Origin of the sequence: Photobacterium jeanii (genome assembly GCF_001650345.1) — a bacterium.
In the GTDB taxonomy this organism is placed as follows: Bacteria; Pseudomonadota; Gammaproteobacteria; order Enterobacterales; family Vibrionaceae; genus Photobacterium; species Photobacterium jeanii.
Genome location: NZ_LVHF01000033.1, coordinates 538,852 through 559,870 on the forward strand (window position 1 = coordinate 538,852; position 21,019 = coordinate 559,870).

A 21,019-nucleotide genomic window follows, 5' to 3' on the forward strand; every position below is an offset into this window, starting at 1 on the left:
TGTTTACCATGTGTTCTCTGTTTCTGGTGGCGCGTCTTTTTGGCGAGCCTGTAAGATGATTTGAGCGCGGATCAAACCACTGGTGTCATCCGGAATTTGCTCTAACTTTTTCAAAATCGGGTTACTGGCAGAGAGCGAGTCTTGCGGTGTGCCTTCTTGTTGTTCACCTTCTGCAATAGCGTCTTTATCTTCACCATCATCCTTATTAGTGGCTTTGGCTGCTTTTGCTTGGCGCTCAGCGCTGTCATTACCTTGCTCTGATTTTTGGTCAGACTTGGCTTGCTGACTTTGCCCTTGTTGCTGATCTTGTGATTGATCTTGCCCTTGATTTTGACGCTGTTGCTGTGATTGTTGACTCTGTGATTGATTAGGTGATTGCTCACCGTTTTTATCTTGCTGCTGTTGGTCATTGTTGCCAGCATTCTGCTGATTCTGCTGATTCTGCTGATTCTGCTGATTCTGCTGATTCTGCTGATTCTGCTGATTCTGCTGATTCTGCTGATTCTGCTGATTCTGCTGATTCTGCTGATCCGAATTATTACCGTTTTGCTGTTGCTGTTGCTGTTGCTGTTGCTGTTGCTGTTGCTGTTGCTGTTTTTGCAATTGTTCAACTACACCACGGTTTTTCTTCGCTTGCTCAAAATCAGGCTGCTTAGCTAAGGCTTCATCGTAAGCTTTGAGGGCTTGTTCGTACTTGCCACTTTGAGCATAAGCGTTACCCAAGTTGTAGCGTGATTTCGCATCTTCTAGCGGTGACAGCGTGCTGATTGCCGCATCGTAGTCGCCATTTTTGTACTGACTCGCGCCTTTCCACGCTGGACTGTCAAACTGCTCGGCGGCAGCAGCATAATCTTGCGCTTGGTAGTGCGAGTAGCCTTGCTGATCCTTGGTTTGCCAAGGGCTGGCGTTGGCTGGTGCTGGTGGTAGTAATAAAAATGCAAGCCCAAACATCATGCCGCGACGAAAACCAAATAGTGCCAAGGCGCACAGAGGTAATAAGAGCCAAAACCCGTTATTAACGTGTTCGTTCAGTGATTGGTCTTGGCTTTGGTTCGCTTGCTGCTGAGGTTTTGCGGTTAGTGCTAATAGCGCATCAACATCGCGGTTGTTACCTTGCGATAATTGAAGCGTACCGCCAGTTTCTCGTACCAAAGGTAATAAGGTGTCGAGATCGACTTTATCAATTACCGTTTTACCACGGTTATCGGTAAGAATGCGTCCATCAGCTAATTGAATTGGAGCACCTTGCTGCGTACCCACCGCAAGGATCGATAAACGGAACTGGTGTTTTTTCAGCAGTGCCAAAGTTTGCTGAGATTCTTTTTCTGATAACCCATCGGTGATCAGGACAATATCTCCCACGGCATGACCTGCTTGCTTCAACAGGGTAATGGCTTCCTGAATACCAAGCGCGGCGTTACTGCCTTGCACAGGCAGCAACTCTGGCGATAAGTGCGGGATCAAGTTTGCTAACGTGCTGCTGTCTTGCGTTAGAGGGCTCACGACATAACCGTCAGCAGCGTAAGTCACCAATCCAGTGCTGCCTTCACGCCAACCCGGGAGTAAATCGAGCGCTTTAAATCGAGCTTGATTAAGACGGTTAGGTTTAATGTCGGTGGCATACATCGAGCGTGACATATCCATCACCAGCACTCTTGCACCAGATAATGAATAAGCAGGCAAGGGGGATTTCTGCCAACTTGGACCTGCTAAAGCGATTACGGCAATAAACCAAGTCAGTGTCAATCCTTGCCATAGTTTGTTCTGGCTCTTGGGTTTAATACCAAAGTGCTTGGCAAGGTGGGGGGCGATAAGCTTTGTGCTATTTTGCTTCTTATATAGCCAAGGTAATACCGCCAATAATGGCAATAAGGCAAAGAACCAAACCGGGTGGAGGAAAGTAAAATCAGCCACGAGTCCTCCTTAGAATAAGCAGTACAAAAGAAAGTAACAGTGCGATGGCGAGTGGGTAGCGAAATAGCTCATCGCGCGGACGCCAAGTTTGTTGCGCTGTGTTGATTGGTTCCATTTGATCAATGAGTTGGTAGATTTGGCTTAGCTCTTCGGGATTGCGAGCACGGAAGTATTGTCCGCCTGTCATTTCAGCAATTTTGGTGAGCATCTTTTCATCAAGATCTTGTGATGGATTAACAACGCGAGTGCTGAAAAAGCCTTGTTGCATCATTTCTTCAGCACCGACACCGACGGTGTAAATGGTGACGCCGCTTTCAGCCGCTAATTTTGCCGCTTCTAGTGGTTCGATAACACCTGCGGTATTGGCGCCATCACTGAGCAGGACAATCACCCGTTGTGGCGCTTCACTGTCAATGAAGGTTTTGGTTGCTACACCTAAGCCTTCACCTATAGCAGTGGCTTGACCAATTAAGCCAAGTACGGTGCGATTGAGTTGTTGTTCAACGGTATGGCGATCAAAAGTCAGTGGTGTTTGTAAGTAAGCGTGGTTGGCAAATAGGACTAAGCCTAAGCGGTCACCTTTACGCTCTTTGATGAAATCCGTGAGTACGTTTTTTACAGCCTGAAGACGATCAATGGTTTCACCCGATGGTGTCACCATATCTTCGATCGACATCGATCCGGAGAGATCGACAGCGAGTAGCATGTCACGGTGCTCAGGGTTGATCTCGATAGGATCACCATACCAAATAGGGCGAGCAGTCGCAGTGACTAAAGCAACCCAAACCAAAGACATCAAGATTAGCCCTAATTTACTACCTCGTTGCTGCTGACCAATATTGTCGGGCAGTTGTGGTAGTGTCACCACCGCTTGCTGCTGTACAGGGCGAGCAAAACGGTAGACCAGATAGGGGAGGGGGAGCAGTAGCCACGCCCATAGCCAAGCAAACTCAAACATGGCGATCCTCCACTTTTGTAGCTGAAGAAGAAGGCGCTTTCTCGTCACTTGTTGGTGACTCACTTTTCGATGATGTTGTTGCTTGGGGTATTTTTTTCGGTGGCAAGGCTTCTGTTAACCAGCGTTTAGCGAGTTTGAAGCAAACTTGCTGCTCTTGCGAAGATAACCCTTGCGGTGAAAAGAGTCCTCGTTGCCAAATTTCTTGCTGGGCAACAAAGCCAGCTTGTTTGCCTTTTAAGTGCTGATCAAGAAACGCTAGCCACGCATGGCCGTGCAAAGATGCCACTTCTTGACGCGGAAAATAACTCAGCGCTGCTTGGCGCAATAGGGTATTGATTGCTTTGAGGTTGTCGTCTTGTTGGTATAAAGCAAGTTGAGTCAACGCGGCTTTTTGCGCGAGGCGTTGTTTCTTATAGCGGTGTAGTTGCCATACCGTCAGGATAAGGGTGACGATAACCAGTGTGATCAATACCCACCAACCCCATGCAAGCTGCCAAGCACTAGGAGGCGTAGGTAAGATAATGTCTGCCAGTGGCAGAGCTGGCGAAGATTGAGCGGGCATAAAACGATTAACCTTTGTTTTGTCCGAGTTGCTGCAATAAAGGCATAGCGGCACTCAAGGTGTAGAGCGGAATCGCTAATTTATTCGTAAATGCTTTCAGCATTTGTTGCTGTTGTTGGTAAAGCGATAAAAATTGCGCACGGGTGTGATCCGCTGAAAAATCCAACCACACTGATTGATCGCCATCGGCAACATATTCTGTTCCTCGAAAGTCGGTTACCCCTTGTTCTAGGGGATCGGTGATTTGTACAAACTGAATCCGATTATGATGGCGTAGTTGGCTGAGTACCCGTTTGTCATTTTCACTTAGAGTATGAAAATCACTGATCAAAATAATATCGCTACCTTTAGGGCACAGATGGCTCAGATGACGCAAGGTCTCTGAGAATGCGATAGCAGGCACTGACGAGTTATCAGAAGTTGGAGTCTGCTGAGCGTTTAACAATGCGTGTTGCTGGCTTGCAATGAGTTGATTGATGACCCTAAGCGCCCCCTGCTGGCGACCCGCAGGTTTTAATTCATGTAATGCCGAGCCGTTGTAGACCAGCGCGCCAATACGATCTTGCGCTTTGATTGTGAGCCAACTGATGAGGCTTGCAAAGTGCGCCGCTTGCACTGATTTGAGTAGCAATTGAGAGCCAAATTGCATGCTATTACTCATATCAACCAGCAGCATTACTGGTTGCTCGCGCTCTTCGGTAAATAGCTTGGTATGGGGTTTTCCCGTCCGTGCGGTTACGCGCCAGTCAATAGCGCGAATGTCATCACCGGCTTGATAAGGGCGGACTTCGGCAAAGTTCATACCGCGTCCTTTTTGTTTACTGCTGTGTTGTCCCTGCAAGTGCGACCATACACTTTGCGCTGGCGGTAACCAGCGCACAGCTTGATCTTTATAGTGCAGCAATTCGGCTAAGCAAAGTTGAATGCCATCACTATGTACAGGTAGGGACATAGCCGTTAGCGGTGTGCTCATACACTCGCGACCTGTTCAATCAGAGAGGTAATAATGGCATCTGGACTAATATTTTCAGCCTGCGCTTCATAGCTCAGTAATAAGCGATGACGCAGAACAGGGTAAGCCATCACTTGAACATCTTCAGGCGTTACAAATTCACGACCATGCAACCAAGCATGAGCGCGGGCACAACGATCCAGTGCCAATGTCGCACGAGGACTCACTCCCATTTGAAGCCAGTTAGCCAGTTGCTCGCTGTAACGTTCAGGTTGGCGTGTCGCCATAATTAAACGAATAATGTAATGCTCAATATCTTCAGCCATGAAGGTGTTCAACACCGCAGTACGGGCTTCAAAAATCGCTTCTTTTGAGAGGTGTACCGCTTCAGGTTTCTCCACGCCTAACGCTTCACCCCGATTTAAGCGAAGAATATCCAGCTCGCTGGCTTCGTTAGGGTAGTCGACATTTAATTGCAGTAAGAAACGGTCTAACTGCGCTTCTGGTAGCGGATAGGTCCCTTCTTGCTCAATTGGGTTTTGTGTTGCCATTACTAAGAAAAGATCAGGTAGTGGGTAAGTGTGTCGACCCGCAGTGATTTGCTTTTCTGCCATGGCTTCCAGCATTGCGGCCTGCACTTTAGCGGGAGCACGGTTGATCTCATCGGCTAAAACAAGCGCATTAAAAATCGGCCCTGGTTGGAAGGTAAATTCGCCAGTTTCAGGACGGAAAATATCAGTACCTGTCAAATCAGCAGGTAGTAGATCAGGGGTAAATTGAATGCGGTGGAAGTCGCCCTCGATACAATCGGAGAGCACTTTGACAGCACGTGTTTTTGCCAGACCCGGAGGACCTTCAACCAGAATATGACCATCGGCTAAAAGTGCAATAAGTAACTGCTTCACTAAAGCAGGTTGACCAATAACTTGGCTTTCCAAGTAAGTGTTAAGGCGTTGAAATGTATCTGCTAGCATAAAATAGATTGTCCTTAGGCACAGACAAAATAAAACAATAATGGGTATGACTTACAAAATGTGAATTAGTTCGTGTTTGTCGCCGAAGTGGTTGTTGTTTACTCAAAATAATCGACGTCATGATGTTATTCGTGTATTTAGGCAAGGCATAGATACGTTTCCTAAGTATGAAAAAACCAACCGTTTTGAAAGCCAACAATAATGGGCTTATTGTTTGAAAATATTGAAATTTGTTCAAGTGATTTTATGTTAATTCTGAGAGCAAGCTTCATGAATTCAAAAATCCTAAGATAGCCATCTTCTAACTGCATGTTACTCCACTAAGCACGCTTGCTATCAACTCCTATCTAATGACGTTCTTCGTAAAACCTTTTTTGATCTTTTTCACGATCGAAGTTGTGTGAGCGCACCATTGTGGTGCTCATAAATATGCAGCTTAAATTTTGTTAATTAGAATAAGTTTATAAAATTCAACATGTTGCGCATTCTATAGCGATTGGCATTGATTATGCTTTGATGTAATTGGATTTTAAATTATTGATAACAATATAAGCATGCTATTGATAATCAGCATAAGTGTGATTCTATTCAGGTATATTGGTACGACCATTGATGCTCTGTGTTGATAACCGTATGACACTGTGTTCTTATAATAAATATGCAATAAATCTATCACGGAAGTGTATTTTTTACGCGATATCGTGTCGCTTGAAGAATATTGCAACGTAACGTCAGTTCTATTGGTAAAACTCACTGCGTTGGAGGTGAAGGAATTAAATGCTTCTTCATCAATAGCATGGGTTTAATGAAAGGGAAGAAAGGAGTCTGTGTTCATGGCTAAAAAAGCATTAGTAACAGGTGCAAAAGGTGGTATTGGTTCGTCGATTACAGACGGTTTAGTTGCGGCTGGTTTTCGCGTTATCGCGGCATACTTCCCTACTGGTGAAGCCAAGGCTAAAGAGTGGTTGAAAGAGAATAATTATTCTGAAGATCAAGTTCGCCTATTCCCGCTAGATGTTACAGATACCGCTTACTGCGAAGAAGTGCTCGCAACATTGTTGCAAGAGGAAGGTAACATCGATGTGCTGGTAAATAATGCAGGTATCACACGCGATACGACCTTTAAACGTATGACGGCACAACAGTGGAATGAGGTTATTAACACGAACTTAAATAGTTTGTTTAACGTAACACATCCGCTTTTCGCAGCCATGTGTGAAAAAGGCAACGCACGTATTATCAACATTACTTCGGTTAACGGATTAAAAGGGCAGTTTGGTCAGGCGAATTACTCAGCAGCTAAAGCAGGCATGATTGGCTTCACTAAGGCACTAGCCGCTGAAGGTGCGCGTTTTGGTGTGACTGTGAATGCAATTGCACCGGGTTATACCGGTACGCCAATGGTTCAAGCGATCCGTGAAGAAGTATTAGACGGCATTAAAGCTGAAATTCCAATGAAACGTTTGGCAAAACCAGACGAGATTGCAGCGGCCGTGACTTTCTTAGCCAGTGAGCAAGCAGCCTACATTACAGGCGAAACCTTAAATGTGAACGGTGGTTTGTACATGCACTAATTGTGCGCACTATTTGATGGAATAAAGGAATCCAAACATGGCTAGAGTATTTATTGTTGCAGCAAAACGTACACCGATTGGCAGTTTTAATGGCGCATTGAAGTCGGTTTCTCCGGCGCAATTGGGTGCTGTGGCAATTAAAGCCGCGCTAGAACAAGCAAACATTAAACCAGCAAACGTTGATGAAGTGATTTTAGGGAATGTTGTTGGTGCTGGCCAAGGTATGGGGCCGGGTCGCCAAGCTGCAATCTATGCGGGTGTTCCTCACGAAGTGCCTGCTTACAGCCTAAACATGGTCTGTGGTAGTGGTATGAAAGCGGTAATGGATGCCGCTGCACATATCAAAGCGGGTGATGCTGAAGTTGTGGTCGCTGCGGGTGCTGAAAGCATGTCGCAAATCCCATTCTGTGTGTCATCGAAAGTGCGTGACGGTCAGAAAATGGGCAACCTACAGATGACAGATTTGCTGATTGCTGATGGTCTAACTGACGTTTTCAATCAATACCACATGGGTGTGACGGCGGAAAATGTTGTCACAAAAGTGGGGCTGACTCGTGAACAACAAGATAACTTTGCGTTAGCTAGCCAACAAAAAGCGGTGGCGGCCATTGAACAAGGTAAGTTCAAAGAAGAAATCGCTGCGGTTGAAGTGGTATCTCGTCGTGCAACTAATGTGGTTGATACCGATGAATATCCAAAAGCCGATGCCAGTATAGAAGGACTCGCTAAATTACGCCCTGCCTTTAATAAAGAAGGTAGCGTCACCGCGGGTAATGCGTCAGGTATTAACGATGGTGGTAGTGCGATTATTGTCGCGTCAGAAGCGGCAGTTGAGAAATATGGCTTAACACCACTGGCTGAGATTGAAAGCTATGCGCAGGCGGGTGTGGCTCCTGAAGTGATGGGATTAGGTCCAGTACCTGCAGTTGTAAAAGCGCTGAACAAAGCAGAACTAACAATCGATAAAGTGGGGCTGTTTGAGTTCAACGAAGCTTTTGCCGGGCAAGCGTTAGGTGTACTGCATGAGTTGGCAGACGAGCTTGAAGTTAAAGTCGAAGACATTGCTGAGCGTGCCAATGTGAATGGTGGTGCGATTGCGCTGGGTCACCCGCTAGGTGCTTCTGGTAACCGAATTATTGTTAGCTTACTTCATGAAATGCGCCGTCAAAATACCGAATATGGTCTGGCAACCTTATGTGTGGGTGGCGGTATGGGTACAGCCATTGTTCTAAAAAGTGTTTAACCAATGTACGTACAAGCGGAAGGCAGCACAGTGACGTGGGCTGGAAGCTAAACTAATTTAATTGATGAATAAGGATCCAAAATATGTATACGGAAATGTTCAAATCTTTCTCAGAGCAAACAGAGAAGTCACTAGCGCCATACGTGAAATTCAACAAGCTATTTACTAAAAATGTTGAAGATATCACTGAGCTACAACTAGCGGCTGTACGTGCTTACAGTGACCTAGGTCTTTCTCAACTTAAAGCTGTGAGCGAAGTGAAAGACGTACAAACACTCACTGAATTCAACAGTCAGCAACTTGAAACACTAACTAAGCTATCTCAACAACTTATGGATGATAGCAACAAGTTCCAAGCGATTGCTCAAGAATTCAAAAATGATGTTGAAGAGCTTGTAGCTGAAAACGTAAAACAAGCGACGCCAACTGCGTAAGCTAATGACCACAAGGCCGCTCGGTAGGATCTGAGCGGCTTTTTAGTCCATAAATGAGGTCATTATCATGGATCAAAACTTCTTTTCGGACTACTTTGCCAAGCTCCAAGAAATGAATAAGCTGTGGTGGAAAGAACTGGATACTGGCAAGGCAGCCATCAATACTCCCCTCAATAAAGCACTTAATGAAGTCAATCTCGACGATGCCACTCAACTCATTGAAAAAGCCGCGGCACAACCAGCTGCGATGGCACAAGTGCAGATGAATTGGTGGGAAAACCAAATGAAGATTTGGCAGAACATCGCGCTCAATCCCAGCGGTGAAGATGCCGTGGTAAAGCCTGCAAAAGATGATAAGCGCTTTAGTGACCCTGCATGGGAAAACGAAGCGTTCTATAACTACATCAAGCAGTCATACCTTTTATACAGCAAAACAATGCAAGAAAGCATTGATGCGATTGAAGGCTTGGATGAGAAAACTAAGGAGCGTTTGAGCTTCTTTTCTCGTCAAGCGATCAATGCGCTTTCTCCAACTAATTTCGTGACCACTAACCCAGAGCTTGTGAAGCTGACGGTGGAAAGCAATGGCGAAAACCTTGTTAAAGGGATGGAACTATTGCAAGAAGATATCCAATCAAGCGCGGATGTACTGAAAATTCGTATGACTAACGATAGCGCATTTGAATTGGGTGAGAACGTCGCCAACACACCCGGTGAAGTGGTATTCAAGAATGATTTGTTTGAACTGATTCAATACAAACCATTGACGGAAACCGTGCACTCGACGCCGCTGCTTATCGTGCCGCCATTTATCAACAAGTACTATATTCTCGACTTGCGCGAGAAGAACTCAATGGTGCGTTGGCTGGTAGAGCAAGGTCATACGGTATTTATGATGTCGTGGCGCAACCCTGATGCATCTATGGCAGAGGTGGATTTTGAGCACTATGTGTTAGATGGCACTATTAAAGCGATCGATGCGGTTATCGACATTACTGGTGAGAAGCAAATCAATACAGCAGGTTACTGTATTGGTGGTAGTTTGTTGGCAACAACGTTAGCTTACTATGCTGGTAAGCGTATGAAGAGCCGCGTTAAGTCAGCAACCTTCTTTACGACGTTACTCGATTTCTCACAACCAGGGGAAATTGGCGCTTACATTAATGATCCGATTATCTCGGCGATTGAGGCGCAGAACCTGTCTAACGGCTATATGGATGGTCGCTCACTCAGCGTGACATTCAGCCTGCTTCGTGAAAATAGCTTGTACTGGAATTACTACATCAATAATTACCTTAAAGGTAATAGCCCAATTGATTTTGATCTCCTGTACTGGAATGGTGATAGCACGAATGTGGCTGCGGCTTGTCATAACACCTTGCTGCGTAAACTTTACCTCGAAAATAAACTGATCGATCCGAAAGGTATTCAGGTCGATGGGGTGAATATCGATTTGAGTAAGGTGAAAGTACCAACCTACTTTATCTCAACACTCGAAGATCATATTGCACTTTGGCAGGGCACTTATCGTGGTGCACTGTGCTTAGGCAGTAAAGCGACGTTCGTGTTGGGTGAGTCGGGGCACATTGCCGGTATTGTGAATCATCCTGCTAAGAACAAGTATGGTTTCTGGCTCAATGATAAGCAAAATGCCGATCCTGAAGCTTGGTTGAAGGGCGCGCAACGCCAAGAGGGGTCTTGGTGGCATCACTGGGATCAGTGGCTACAAGGTTTTGTTGCAGAAGAACCTGTAGATGCACGTGCGATTGGTAATACCAATTATCCAGCGATTATGCCTGCACCAGGGGTCTATGTTCGCCAGACGCTGCCGATTGAACTTGATCTTTCTGAGCAGCGAGCACAAAGCCAGTTACATGATACGCCAGAGCAAGCCTAATGCTGAAGATGTAATGGGTGGATACAAAAAAGCCAGTGATGAAAGTCACTGGCTTTGATTTATCTACCTAGTTATTAATCTCTTTTCTTTTTTTCTTTAGGGCAGAATGATCACACTAATTCTTCTTCGACAATACGGTTACGACCTAGCGATTTAGCTCGGTATAAACAGTTATCGGCACGGCGCAATAAATCGTGGATATTACTTTCAGCAATAACCACACCAGCACTGACCGTGTACTTGATCTTATTGGTTAAAATTGTCAGCTCAGAATTGGCGATATCTTCCTTCATGGCTTCAAGTCGCTGGTTGAAGATATGCGGTGAATTCCCATAAAGAATACAGAACTCTTCACCGCCAAAGCGAGAAACTAGAGCGTCTGGGAAGTAATTCTTTAGCACAGTTGCCAGTTCAATTAGCACCATATCACCAATGTGGTGACCATAGCTGTCGTTTACCGACTTAAAGTTATCAATATCAATCAATGCTAAACAACGTGGTGAATTGTGGTTTTTACTTGTTGGATGCTCGAAGAAGTAACGACGATTCCACGTTTGGGTGAGATAGTCTTGATTCGCTAAGTGGTAGAGGCGGCGCTCGGAATCAAGGATATTCAAAGTGCTGTGTAAACGGCAGTAGAATTCTTCCTGATTAAACGGTTTAGTGAGGTAATCGTTGGCACCCGCTTTCAAAAATTTTGCGGTTAGCGATGCTTCATCACTTGCAGAAAGACCAATAATAGCGAGTTTATCAAGGCTGTATTGCTTTCTTAATTCTTTAACTAAGCTCACACCATCACGTTCTGGCATATCATAATCAGTGATCACTAAGCTGATGTCACTGTCATGTTGCATGATCTGTAGTGCATGCTCACCGTCTTTTGCCTCAATAACGTTTAAATACTGACGCTCTAGCAGGCTGCGCGTGTATTTACGAGCTGTAATGGAGTCATCAACCAGTAGCACTTTGTGGCTACTGTTTTTGGCAAGGCGGTTTAAAATAGGAATGATTGACGAAATGCAACTCGGACTATCTTTAGGGATATAGTCGATAACTGTTTTAGCGAGTACTTTCTCGCGAGTTATTTCATCCATTAAGGCGGTCAGGACGATTACTTTGATGTCAACCGATAAGCAAACATCAATAATTTCTCCGTCTTGTCCGTCGGGCAAGCAGTAATCTAAAATTGCGCAGAGAAAGTCGGTGTTTTGGTCAAGAACTGACTCTGCTTCAGCAATGGTTTCAGCAAAAACAGGTAAAAATCCGGCTTGTCTAAGTTCGCATTCGATAGCTCGGCGAAACGGTCGGCTATCTTCAACTACGAGTATTTTTTGTTCCATTTTCCATTTACCACAACCTATTTTGCTTTAACCGTTGTTACGGCTAAATAAGGCGCAACATTATGAGTTAAAATCTATGCAGATACAAATAAAGATAATGTTGAAAGCGTATATTTCTTGTATGTTGCTTAACCACAAATGCGATCTGTGTCTAATTTTTTGTACTTACTCACAGAATTTGAGTGTGGTTGTTAATTACAGTCGTACTGTTGTGAACAATCACGCCTTTTCGCTTTGTCACTTGAAGCATTATATTACTTGTTGTTGACATAACTTTGACAAATGAGGTTTGACATTGAGCGTGAAATCATTAAAGTAACACATCAAACAACGACTTTAAAAACGATGTTCAATTGCGTATGGCAAAGTCGATTAATTATTCGATAAAGGATATGGCATCATGAAAAAAACACTTCTAGTGGCATTATTTGCAACGATTGGTTTGACGGCGTGCTCTGAAGCAGAAAAGCCTGAGGCGACTGTAGCAGGTGCGGCAAATCCAGCTTCTGTGTTCTGTGAAGAGCAAGGTGGCGAAGTGGTAATTAAGGATGAAAATGGTGGTCAGGTTGGCTACTGTAAGTTAAGTGATGGTCGTTTAATTGAAGAGTGGACTTTCATGAATGAAAGTAAGGAAGACAAAGCTGAGCCTGTTGCGAATATGGCAAACCCAGCTTCTGTATTCTGTGAAGAGCAGGGCGGCAAAGTTATCATCAAAGATGGTGAAAATGGCCAAGTGGGCTACTGCCAGCTAGCCGATGGTACAGAAGTAGAAGAATGGGAATACTTCCGCCAGCACAATACCGAAGAAGAGCAGACGGCAGAATCGACTATTGGTATGGCAAACCCAGCATCTGTGTTCTGTGAAGAGCAGGGCGGTAAGACTATCACTAAAGATGGTGCGGATGGCCAATATTCAGTCTGTCAGCTAGCTGATGGCACAGAAGTAGAAGAGTGGGAATACTTCCGTCAACACAACCAAGAAGCTGCAGAAGGTGAGCTGATTGGTATGGCTAACCCTTCAGCTGTATTTTGTGAAGAGCAAGGTGGTCAATACTTCCTTAATGATGAAGGTGAAATCAAGGCCGGTTCTTGTAAGCTAACAGACGGCAAAGTTGTTGAAGCATGGGAATACTACCGTGCTAACCACAAAGAATAAGACTGTTTATTTTATAAAATAGTCAGTTGAGTTTGTAAGCCGCCTTCATGATTAAGGCGGCTTTTTTGATCCCACTGAAGTTGGATCTAATCAAAGTGGTATTTTAAATGACCTAGTAGATGAAAGGCGGTATCGGGTACATCGGCACTGCCTTGGTTTATGTTGATATCGGCTTCAGAAATACTGACCTTTCCTTCCAGAGATAATAACCAGTGTTTGGTTAGGCTAAATTCTTTCTCTACTCCAACTTGTCCAGAAAGCCCTGCAAATTGATAGCCACCAAAAGTTCTGTCTCCTTCAATTATCACGTCAGGGTGAGCGATAACGCCACCAATTCCGGCACGTAGAATAAGGCTGCCTCGCCAATTGACGGCATAGTTGGTGTAAAACAGGTTATAGCCATCTGTGACTTCAAATTTTTCCACTTGAGTGGGAAGGGCATCATCGACATAGACTTTATGATGGATCCCTTCTAGTTCGATGGCTTGATCATCCCACCAATAACTGACTCTGGCTCCGTAATAAAGCGGGGAAGAGAAGGGCTTACTCTCGCGATTTCCGTTTAACGTAATATCTGGCTGATCTTTGAGTTGGAGTGTGATGTCTTGATCTAAGCTATACGAGGCACCTAGCCCTAAGCTCAGCTCCCAGCCCTCTTTTGTTGCTGCTTGTACGTTGGAGAGCAGCATCAGTGCGATGCTATACAGCAATGTGAGTAGGAGGAAAGAGGCCCGCATGATCATTCCATAACTTCATGATAATGATCTCAGTGTAAGAAGGGACAGTAAGGCTTGATTATGATACTTGAGACAAAAGAAAGCCCAAGCATTGCTTGGGCTTAAGATAGTCAATTTAACAGTACTTTATCGGTATGATCGAACTGTTACTTTTTGCCTTGCCATATTAATTCACAAGTGGCGCTACCATCACGCTCCAGCGGCTTTTCGATTAGCCAGCGGATAGGTGAAATCACAGGACTTGTCGTAAAACGAACTGAGGTTTCAAAGATTGCCGATAGTGGAACACTTAGATCGAAATCTTCAAATTTACCGTGTACTTCAATTGGTGTTTGCAAGCTAAAAATCTGCGCTTTTTTCGATTGTGGACGTAGGTAAAGATCAAAGGCGCGCTCTTGATATGAGGCTTCAAAAATACCATTCACCTGAATACGGGTGGTATCTAACAACATGTCACGTTGTTGAATATTGCCTTTGTTGATATCAAGCCCAGCAGCGACACAGTTTAGTACCGAGTTATTCTCATCGGTAAAACTCGGGATAATGGCATCGGTCAGGTTGACTGCCCACAGGTCGATTAAGTCTGCTTCAAATGCTTGAGGCCAAGCAGCAAATCCAATAAAGCCATCAGCATTATTCATGAAGCTGTCAGGTGAATTGGCAAGGCTTGTCATTCTAAATTGGGTGCTGATTTTACCGCCCATATCGGTTTTAGGGTCAACACGACGTGCTATCACACCATAATCAAAGTTGGTGATGTTGCCTGCCAGACCAATATCGAACATATCGCCTTTGGCTCTGATTTTTGCCGACATATCAAAGTTGCCACCCGGCAGTTTTACCTGCATAGGTTTTAGCTCAAGAATCCCATTTTCTAGATGAAGACGTAAGTGACCTGCACCTAACCAGTCTTTACCTGAACGCACTTCATTCACTTTAAGACGAAAATCAGCATTAACCCAATCCAAACCTTCAGGGCTGATCACTGGCGCGGCTTGTTCTGAATCTGCAGTGCTTTCGTTTGCGGTTGCTTCTGATTCTGCCTCTTGTTGTTTTTGAGCTTCATCAAGCCAGGCTTGCCAGCCTTTTACCTTAAAGTCGTCAAGCTGAATAAAAGGTGCAGTCAGTGCGACGCGAATGTCAGGACGATTAAAGCGACCTTGAGGCTGAATATCACCATGACCTTTTAGCTCGCTTTGATTTACTTTCACAAGTAGATCGGTAAAGCGGTAACCCAGCTCGTCAGAAGCCAGTTTAGCTTGGAACTTGATCGGCCCGTAAGGTGGTAAATCAACACCTGTGAAGTGATTAAGACGATTCAAATTCGGAATAGCAGCATCAAGGTTCACTTTGAGCTTTTTGAAATCCAGAGGCAGAGCAAGCTCAGAATTGGCATTAAATGCCATATCACCAATGGTTAGCTTCATTGTGGCAGGTAGCGTTTTACGACCGTCATTCGCTTGTTTAAGCGAGACTGAATTGAACGCTAGCTTAATTGGACGTTTCTCAACTTGGCCTTGAATCGTCAATGCGGTTTGTGTATCAGGGCCAGTAACAAAGTCACCTGCGCTGAGGTAAACGTCTAACGCTTTGCCAGTGTAGGTATCTGCAAGTGCGAGCTGACCGCCTGATAAGCGCGCTTTGATTTCCGCCATCTCCATTAGCTCAAGCACAGTTCGCCCTGATAGCTTCACGGATAATGAGGCTTGATCTAGCTTCATGCCTAACTCGTCAGTAATGGCAAAGCTCTTCGCAATCTGACCAATATCCGGATTATTCACCACCAGATTGAGGCGTGAATTAATCATGGATGAATTGATGTTAAGCGCTAGGTCTCCTCGATAAGTACTACCTGCGTATTGCATGCTAAATGGCGCCGCTGGCATATCACCATTGCGCATTTTGCCTTTGAAGGCGATGCGATTCAGGCTTTGATCTGCCCATACCAACTTATCAACTTTAATCGCAAGGTCAGCATCAATGATTTGAATATCATCGCTCAACAGTGGAATGGTGAGGTTTGCACCTTTGGTTGGGACCGATTGTTCTACTTCTGGTAGTTCATCATCATTGATGAATTGACCAAACTGCGTGAAGTCCAAACGAGTAAAGCGACCGTCTAACGACACCCATTGGTTATCAGGTTCAGGACGCCAAGTTAGTGCCAACTGACCACGGCTATCTAACAGGGTTAGCTTGTTCATCATGAGCTGAACTAAGCCGTCTTTGTAGTCTAGTTTGCCTTGAATATCGATAGGGCCAGAAACTTGCGTTTGAGTGCCTAACCAAGGGCCTAGCTCGCTCGCATCTTTCCCTTTCACTTGTAGTGTAAAGTAACTGCCTTCTTGCCAGTTGGTTTGAGCAAGCAAACCATCAGCTTTAATCGACAGCACTGGGCTAGTAAAGCGAAACTCGGTTGGCCAATCACGCTTAGCAATAATATCGCCTAGCGTACCGGCTTTTGCCGTAATGGTCGCTGGGATACCCATGAGCTGACCGTTAATTTCCGATTGGAAATTTTGGTTGATACCCGCGTTTAGGCGAGCTTTATCAATGCTGAAAGTCGCTTCACGTGCCCAGTTAACTTTTGCTTGATCGATTTCAAGTGCCACTGCGCTGTTATCTAGCCATTCTTTCAGTTTGGTACCTTGGGTCGATACTTTTAGTTGGGCATTTTCAAGATGACCTTTAGCCGCATAAATACCGGTTAACCATCGTGCCATTTCACCGAGCGGAGAGTCTTTCGCACCAAGCTGAATATCGACCGTTGATGTCCATTCAGTGGCATCAACATTGGCATGTCCACGGAATGGCACTTGTGCGATATCGGCTGTCATTGGTGCTGTTAGCTTGCCGTTTTCACCATCGACATTCAGTGACAGGTTCTGAACCGTTGTACCAAGACCTTTGATTTCACCGATTTGGATCCCCAGCTTAGTGGTGGTTTCCAGTAGCCATTTGTCTAACGCTTGTTGTAGTGGTGATTTTTGTGGTGGCGCACTTGAGTATGCCATCATCATTGGCGGCTCAGGCTCTGGTTGCAGCCAAGGACGTAAATCAATCACTGGGATATCGAGTTGACCATCAATGAAGTTATGTTTGCCAAGCTCGAGCGAGAAGTGACCATCAGCTTGAGTGATCGGGCTACGTAATTTCAGATCATTAACATGAAGGTGGCGAGCCGATGCTGATAGGTTCGTGGTGATAGAGAGTGGCGCTACGTGCTTAACATCAAGACCAAACAAATTTTCGATCGCTTGGGTGTCTTGCCAATCAAGGGACACACTGGCTGTGGAATTACCTTCGTTAAGCGGTAGAAGACTTGCATCCAGCGTTAATTGAGCACCGACAAATGCACCGGCAACATGCAGGTTACCGTGTTGCTGGTTGATGATTTGTTCAAGGTTGCCTTTAAGGGTTAGGTTGTACTCTTGACCTAGCGCATAACCTTTGGTGGTAAGTTGCCAATCATCGTCCTCAGATTGTGTTAACGACAGATTCTCAAGGTGCCAGTCAAAGTAGCTACCTTGAGTTTGATCTTCATACAACATACTCACGTTTTCAGCAGTGATGCGATCACCTATCTGAAGGGCAAAGCTAGTATCGCCTGAGCTTTTCTCTGCATTAATGCTTTCGTCACTTTGCGTCGGAGCGGCTGGGTCGAATATCCAGTTCGCATTGCCATCAAAGTCTTTCGCCAAAGAAAGGTTAATATCTTTAAGTGCCAAGTAGTCAATCGATAAGGTGTTATTTAATAAAGGTAATACATCGATTTTGGCAGAGATATGTCCTGAGGTAAGCATCGGTTGCCAAGGCATAGACTCGATATTGGCAATCTCAACTTGGTTGATATTCACTTCTGGGCTGAAGCCAACTACGAGCTGAATGTCACCACCAATAGTGACCTTACGATGAAGGTTGTCGTTTAGCGTTTGAGCAATGCGATCACGGTATGGCGTCAGATCGATTTTAATGCCGATCGATAATGCGACGACTAACGCAATTACGATTAGCCCAAGCGTGATCCCTACACCTTTTAGGAGTCGACGAGACCAAGATTTTTTCGTTGGTGGTGGGGTGGATATTGAATGGTTGTCAGGCGAACTATTTGCGTCAGTCATAGCTTTAGATCTAGTAATGAGCGAAAATTATGTATGTTGTTTTATTAGGGGCGAAGATAGCATGTTCACGCCAGATAAGGTAGAGGGAGAGGCATAATCTCTAGTTGATTGTGCAGCGGCTACTGAATCTGTGCAATGGAGTGTAACAGGTTGTGAACTAAGATTTTGTGCGGCAATTAAAGGGTGGATATTTAGCTCTAGATGAATAAGACGAAATTGAACCTACTATAGTTATGAACACAGTGCCTAGTCTTGAATAGACACTGTGTTATTACGATTCATTGGCGAGCTTAGAAGCGGTAATCTAGCGCTAAGGTAAAGCCTGTTAGATCAAGCTTTATTTTGTTGTGGCTCTCAGTGTATTGCTCGTAGCGAGCACCAATCACAAAATCATCAGTGAAGTTATAGCCAGCCCCTAAGCCGTAAACGAATTTTCCGTCGACACGTTTTGGCTCTGCGTAAACGCTGAAAGCTTCCATTGCGTAGGCAATGCGAACGGCGTAACTATTGATAGATTCATCTTGAACGCTCTTGTTGCCGCTCTTCATCTGTGTATAGGTATAGCTAGGGTAGAAATTTAGCTCGCCGCTACCAATGTTAACTGAGCTTAGTTTTGCTGTTAGGTTGAGATCATAACCTTCACTAAACAGCGGGGTGGATTCTTGCAGCCAATAGTAATTAAAGTTGGTGTATACCGTATCAACTAAGCGGCTATCGAAGTCTTTAGCAGCGGCAAAGCCTACTTTGAAGCTGTTACGATGACCGTTATCGATTTTTGCATCAGTATCTTTTTTCTCACCAAAACTACGACCGTAAGCACGGTCTAAGTAATTGTATCCAAACAAGAATGCTGCTCGAACGCCGTCATTGTTAAATACTTCTGATGTGATACCTGCACCAAAGATGGTTGCTTTACCGTTGGCCGTTTGGCGCTCTGAACTCGCATTGTCTTCCAGATCTACATTCAGATTAGTGACTTCGCCTTGAATGGCTGTCGCTGTTTTTGTTGGGTCAGAGAAATCGTAGCTAGAGGTGGCAAAAGCAGGAGCCGCGATCATGGTGCTGGTTAGGCATAGTGCTGAAAATTTTTTTATCACAGGAAGTATTCGCTTTGTTTGACAATGAATCAATGCGCGAGATATTAACTGCTTACTTATCAACAAACAAATAGATTCAATGGCATACAATTACTGTAATTTATTGCTCCTTGTTATGATTTTTGTCGTGAATTAAAAACAGAATGGCATTTGCTAAATGAGAGTAATTCTAAACAACTAGTCATTCGCCTTTTTGTTATGTTATATTGTAACGGTGTTGGTGTTAGCGCCATTTTGTTATGTGTTCTGATTCCAATCACATAATGTACAAACCTAAAAGTTAAGTATGAAACAAGAAAACTCGTCTTCTGTTCCCGACGTAAAATGTGATGATATAACATCAAGTAATTGGCGTGCTTCCTTATTACTAGCCAGTGTGCCTGCGCGGCTCATTGTCGCAGTAAGCTTTATTGCGTTACTTTGGGTTATGTTGTCTTTTCTGATTAAGTAGTTTTAATTTAATGATTTCAATAGAAAATTTATCAGTTCGTTACCGTGATGAGTTTGCGCTAGAGCAAGTGACTGCGCAGATTCAAAAAGGCGAATTGTTAGCCGTAGTAGGGCCGAACGGAGCGGGTAAGTCCACACTACTTAAAACCATCATGGATCAGATCAAACCTCATACAGGACACATTGACTTAGCGCAATCACGCTTAAGTGATATCGCTTATCTGCCTCAAAGTAGTCAAATTGATAAGCAATTTCCGATCACTGTGCGTGAATTTGTCGCCGGTGGGGCGTGGCGACGCTTGAGTTTTTGGCGTGCGTTCAACCGTAAAGAAAATGTTCGAATTTATTCGGCCTTAGAAACGGTTGGTTTACTTGGAATGGAGGAACGTCAAATTAGTGCGCTTTCTGGCGGTCAGTTTCAGCGTATGTTATTTGCAAGAATGTTGGTTCAGGACGCTGATATTTTATTGCTTGATGAGCCGTTTAACGCAATTGATGCGCAAACCATTGAAGATTTAATGAAAGTCATTGAGCGTTGCCAGCAAGCGGGTAAAACCGTGATTGCTGTTATTCACGATCTTGCCTTAGTGCAACGTTATTTTCCGCAAGTCATGCTGCTTGCAACACAAATGATCGCTAAAGGTGATGCGCACCAAGTGCTTTCAACCGATAACCTTATCCGTGCGGGCTACCAGCATTTGGCGCACCTTCCTGCAGATTCAACTTTATTAAGCAAAACCGCATGATCCAAGATCTCTACACATTATTCATCGAACCTTTTTCCGATTTTTCTTTCATGCAACGCGCCTTGTGGGGTTGTGTTGTGCTGAGCTTAAGCGCAACGCCAATCGGGGTTTTTCTTACCTTACGTCGTATGAGTCTAACTGGCGATGCAATGGCACACGCTATTTTACCGGGCGCAGCGATTGGTTTTCTCATTTCTGGCCTGTCGGTGTCGGCAATGACAATCGGCGGTGTGGTTGCTGGGTGTGTCGTTGCAGTGTTAGCTGGTGTCGTAGCAAGGCACTCCCATGCTGAAGAAGATTCCAGTATGGCGGCATTTTACCTGTTATCGCTGGCAACAGGTGTCCTGATTATTTCATCAAAAGGTAGCAATGTAGATCTGCTACATGTGCTATTTGGTTCGACGTTAGCCCTTAACGATGACGCGCTAATTCTACTGACCTCTATCGCGACAATTTCAGTATTGATGCTTGCGGTGTTGTACCGACCAATTGTGATGGAGTGCGTTGATCCTGCGTTCTTCCGTACTGTGAGCAAGTTAAGTCCGGTTGCTCACTATAGTTTCCTGTTGCTGGTGGTATTGAATTTGGTCGCGGGCTTTCATGCTCTAGGTACTTTGATGGCGGTGGGGCTGATGATTTTACCAGCTGCTATTGCACGTTTTTGGACAGCTCGACTTGGTGTGATGTTAGTTATCGCTTTCTTTGTGTCGGTAGTGAGTTGTTACTTCGGTCTGTTCTTGTCTTATCACGCTAGTTTAGCAACCAGCCCAGCGATTGTGCTGGTATTGGGTGGAATTTATATAGTGTCGCTGTTGTTAGGGCGTCACGGTGGCTTATTGCTTAAGCAGTTTGCAAATCAATAAT

General features: G+C 44.7%; 16 protein-coding genes. 7 read left to right on the forward strand and 9 right to left on the reverse strand.

All coding sequences use genetic code 11. The features are described from left to right. Positions 1 to 3: 3 nt before the first annotated feature. The 5 genes from A3K86_RS19845 to A3K86_RS19865 are packed head-to-tail and all read right to left on the reverse strand — an operon-like array spanning position 4 to position 5,360. Positions 4 to 1,914 carry a vWA domain-containing protein gene (locus tag A3K86_RS19845; RefSeq protein WP_068335555.1) on the reverse strand — a complete coding sequence of 637 codons (1,911 nt, stop codon included), beginning with the start codon at positions 1,912 to 1,914 and terminating at the stop codon, positions 4 to 6. After that, positions 1,907 to 2,872, reverse strand: coding sequence for a vWA domain-containing protein (locus A3K86_RS19850; protein WP_068335561.1), 966 nt, complete (start codon positions 2,870 to 2,872; stop codon positions 1,907 to 1,909). Before A3K86_RS19850 ends, A3K86_RS19845 begins: the two co-directional genes overlap by 8 nt. Next, on the reverse strand, positions 2,865 to 3,434 hold the full coding sequence (locus A3K86_RS19855; protein WP_068335566.1) for a DUF4381 domain-containing protein: 570 nt from the start codon (positions 3,432 to 3,434) through the stop codon (positions 2,865 to 2,867). The genes A3K86_RS19850 and A3K86_RS19855 overlap by 8 nt, the downstream gene beginning before the upstream one ends. 7 nt (positions 3,435 to 3,441) lie before the next feature. Beyond that, positions 3,442 to 4,407: a DUF58 domain-containing protein gene (locus A3K86_RS19860; protein WP_068335576.1), complete on the reverse strand. Its 966-nt coding sequence runs from the start codon at positions 4,405 to 4,407 to the stop codon at positions 3,442 to 3,444. Continuing rightward, a complete protein-coding gene (locus A3K86_RS19865) occupies positions 4,404 to 5,360 on the reverse strand; it encodes an AAA family ATPase (RefSeq protein ID WP_068335579.1) in 957 nt (318 codons plus the stop codon). Before A3K86_RS19865 ends, A3K86_RS19860 begins: the two co-directional genes overlap by 4 nt. A gap of 833 nt (positions 5,361 to 6,193) precedes the next feature. Here A3K86_RS19865 and A3K86_RS19870 point away from each other — a divergent pair. The 4 genes from A3K86_RS19870 to phaC all read left to right on the forward strand — a co-directional run bounded on the left by A3K86_RS19870 (position 6,194) and on the right by phaC (position 10,508). Further along, entirely contained in the window at positions 6,194 to 6,934 is a 741-nt protein-coding gene (locus A3K86_RS19870; protein WP_068335582.1) for an SDR family oxidoreductase, read from the forward strand. A 37-nt stretch (positions 6,935 to 6,971) separates the two neighbouring features. Then, a complete protein-coding gene (locus tag A3K86_RS19875) occupies positions 6,972 to 8,177 on the forward strand; it encodes an acetyl-CoA C-acetyltransferase (protein WP_068335585.1) in 1,206 nt (401 codons plus the stop codon). A gap of 83 nt (positions 8,178 to 8,260) precedes the next feature. Next, positions 8,261 to 8,611: a phasin family protein gene (locus tag A3K86_RS19880; RefSeq protein WP_068335588.1), complete on the forward strand. Its 351-nt coding sequence runs from the start codon at positions 8,261 to 8,263 to the stop codon at positions 8,609 to 8,611. A 67-nt stretch (positions 8,612 to 8,678) separates the two neighbouring features. Continuing rightward, positions 8,679 to 10,508, forward strand: a complete 1,830-nt coding sequence (gene phaC, locus A3K86_RS19885; RefSeq protein ID WP_068335591.1) for a class I poly(R)-hydroxyalkanoic acid synthase — start codon at positions 8,679 to 8,681, stop codon at positions 10,506 to 10,508. Positions 10,509 to 10,618: 110 nt separating this feature from the next. On the opposite strand, the gene A3K86_RS19890 is transcribed toward phaC, so the two are convergent. Next, complete coding sequence (locus A3K86_RS19890) at positions 10,619 to 11,848, reverse strand: response regulator (RefSeq protein ID WP_068335593.1); 1,230 nt, start codon at positions 11,846 to 11,848, stop codon at positions 10,619 to 10,621. A 400-nt stretch (positions 11,849 to 12,248) separates the two neighbouring features. Between A3K86_RS19890 and A3K86_RS23025 the strand changes: the two genes are divergently transcribed. Then, a complete protein-coding gene (locus tag A3K86_RS23025) occupies positions 12,249 to 13,004 on the forward strand; it encodes a putative hemolysin (RefSeq protein WP_068335596.1) in 756 nt (251 codons plus the stop codon). 86 nt (positions 13,005 to 13,090) lie between these two features. Here the strand turns inward: A3K86_RS23025 and A3K86_RS19900 are convergent, their stop codons facing one another. From A3K86_RS19900 to A3K86_RS19910, 3 genes are all read right to left on the reverse strand, one after another. Continuing rightward, a complete protein-coding gene (locus A3K86_RS19900) occupies positions 13,091 to 13,741 on the reverse strand; it encodes a hypothetical protein (RefSeq protein ID WP_068335598.1) in 651 nt (216 codons plus the stop codon). Between the two features lie 146 nt (positions 13,742 to 13,887). Next, entirely contained in the window at positions 13,888 to 17,862 is a 3,975-nt protein-coding gene (locus A3K86_RS19905; RefSeq protein WP_068335601.1) for an AsmA family protein, read from the reverse strand. 290 nt (positions 17,863 to 18,152) lie between these two features. Then, entirely contained in the window at positions 18,153 to 18,959 is an 807-nt protein-coding gene (locus A3K86_RS19910) for a porin family protein (RefSeq protein ID WP_068335604.1), read from the reverse strand. A gap of 461 nt (positions 18,960 to 19,420) precedes the next feature. Between A3K86_RS19910 and A3K86_RS19915 the strand changes: the two genes are divergently transcribed. After that, a complete protein-coding gene (locus tag A3K86_RS19915) occupies positions 19,421 to 20,155 on the forward strand; it encodes a metal ABC transporter ATP-binding protein (RefSeq protein ID WP_068335607.1) in 735 nt (244 codons plus the stop codon). Continuing rightward, on the forward strand, positions 20,152 to 21,018 hold the full coding sequence (locus A3K86_RS19920; RefSeq protein ID WP_068335610.1) for a metal ABC transporter permease: 867 nt from the start codon (positions 20,152 to 20,154) through the stop codon (positions 21,016 to 21,018). Before A3K86_RS19915 ends, A3K86_RS19920 begins: the two co-directional genes overlap by 4 nt. Position 21,019: the final 1 nt, after the last annotated feature.

What these genes read in the sequence shown, in the direction of transcription:
- A3K86_RS19900 (WP_068335598.1), bottom strand. Translation starts at nt 13,741, where the DNA reads ATGCGGGCCTCTTTCCTCCTACTCACATTGCTGTATAGCATCGCACTG.
- A3K86_RS19905 (WP_068335601.1), bottom strand. Translation starts at nt 17,862, where the DNA reads ATGACTGACGCAAATAGTTCGCCTGACAACCATTCAATATCCACCCCA.
- A3K86_RS19920 (WP_068335610.1), top strand. Translation starts at nt 20,152, where the DNA reads ATGATCCAAGATCTCTACACATTATTCATCGAACCTTTTTCCGATTTT.
- A3K86_RS19850 (WP_068335561.1), bottom strand. Translation starts at nt 2,872, where the DNA reads ATGTTTGAGTTTGCTTGGCTATGGGCGTGGCTACTGCTCCCCCTCCCC.
- phaC (WP_068335591.1), top strand. Translation starts at nt 8,679, where the DNA reads ATGGATCAAAACTTCTTTTCGGACTACTTTGCCAAGCTCCAAGAAATG.
- A3K86_RS19915 (WP_068335607.1), top strand. Translation starts at nt 19,421, where the DNA reads ATGATTTCAATAGAAAATTTATCAGTTCGTTACCGTGATGAGTTTGCG.
- A3K86_RS19855 (WP_068335566.1), bottom strand. Translation starts at nt 3,434, where the DNA reads ATGCCCGCTCAATCTTCGCCAGCTCTGCCACTGGCAGACATTATCTTA.
- A3K86_RS19875 (WP_068335585.1), top strand. Translation starts at nt 6,972, where the DNA reads ATGGCTAGAGTATTTATTGTTGCAGCAAAACGTACACCGATTGGCAGT.
- A3K86_RS19880 (WP_068335588.1), top strand. Translation starts at nt 8,261, where the DNA reads ATGTATACGGAAATGTTCAAATCTTTCTCAGAGCAAACAGAGAAGTCA.
- A3K86_RS19865 (WP_068335579.1), bottom strand. Translation starts at nt 5,360, where the DNA reads ATGCTAGCAGATACATTTCAACGCCTTAACACTTACTTGGAAAGCCAA.
- A3K86_RS19860 (WP_068335576.1), bottom strand. Translation starts at nt 4,407, where the DNA reads ATGAGCACACCGCTAACGGCTATGTCCCTACCTGTACATAGTGATGGC.
- A3K86_RS19890 (WP_068335593.1), bottom strand. Translation starts at nt 11,848, where the DNA reads ATGGAACAAAAAATACTCGTAGTTGAAGATAGCCGACCGTTTCGCCGA.
- A3K86_RS23025 (WP_068335596.1), top strand. Translation starts at nt 12,249, where the DNA reads ATGAAAAAAACACTTCTAGTGGCATTATTTGCAACGATTGGTTTGACG.
- A3K86_RS19870 (WP_068335582.1), top strand. Translation starts at nt 6,194, where the DNA reads ATGGCTAAAAAAGCATTAGTAACAGGTGCAAAAGGTGGTATTGGTTCG.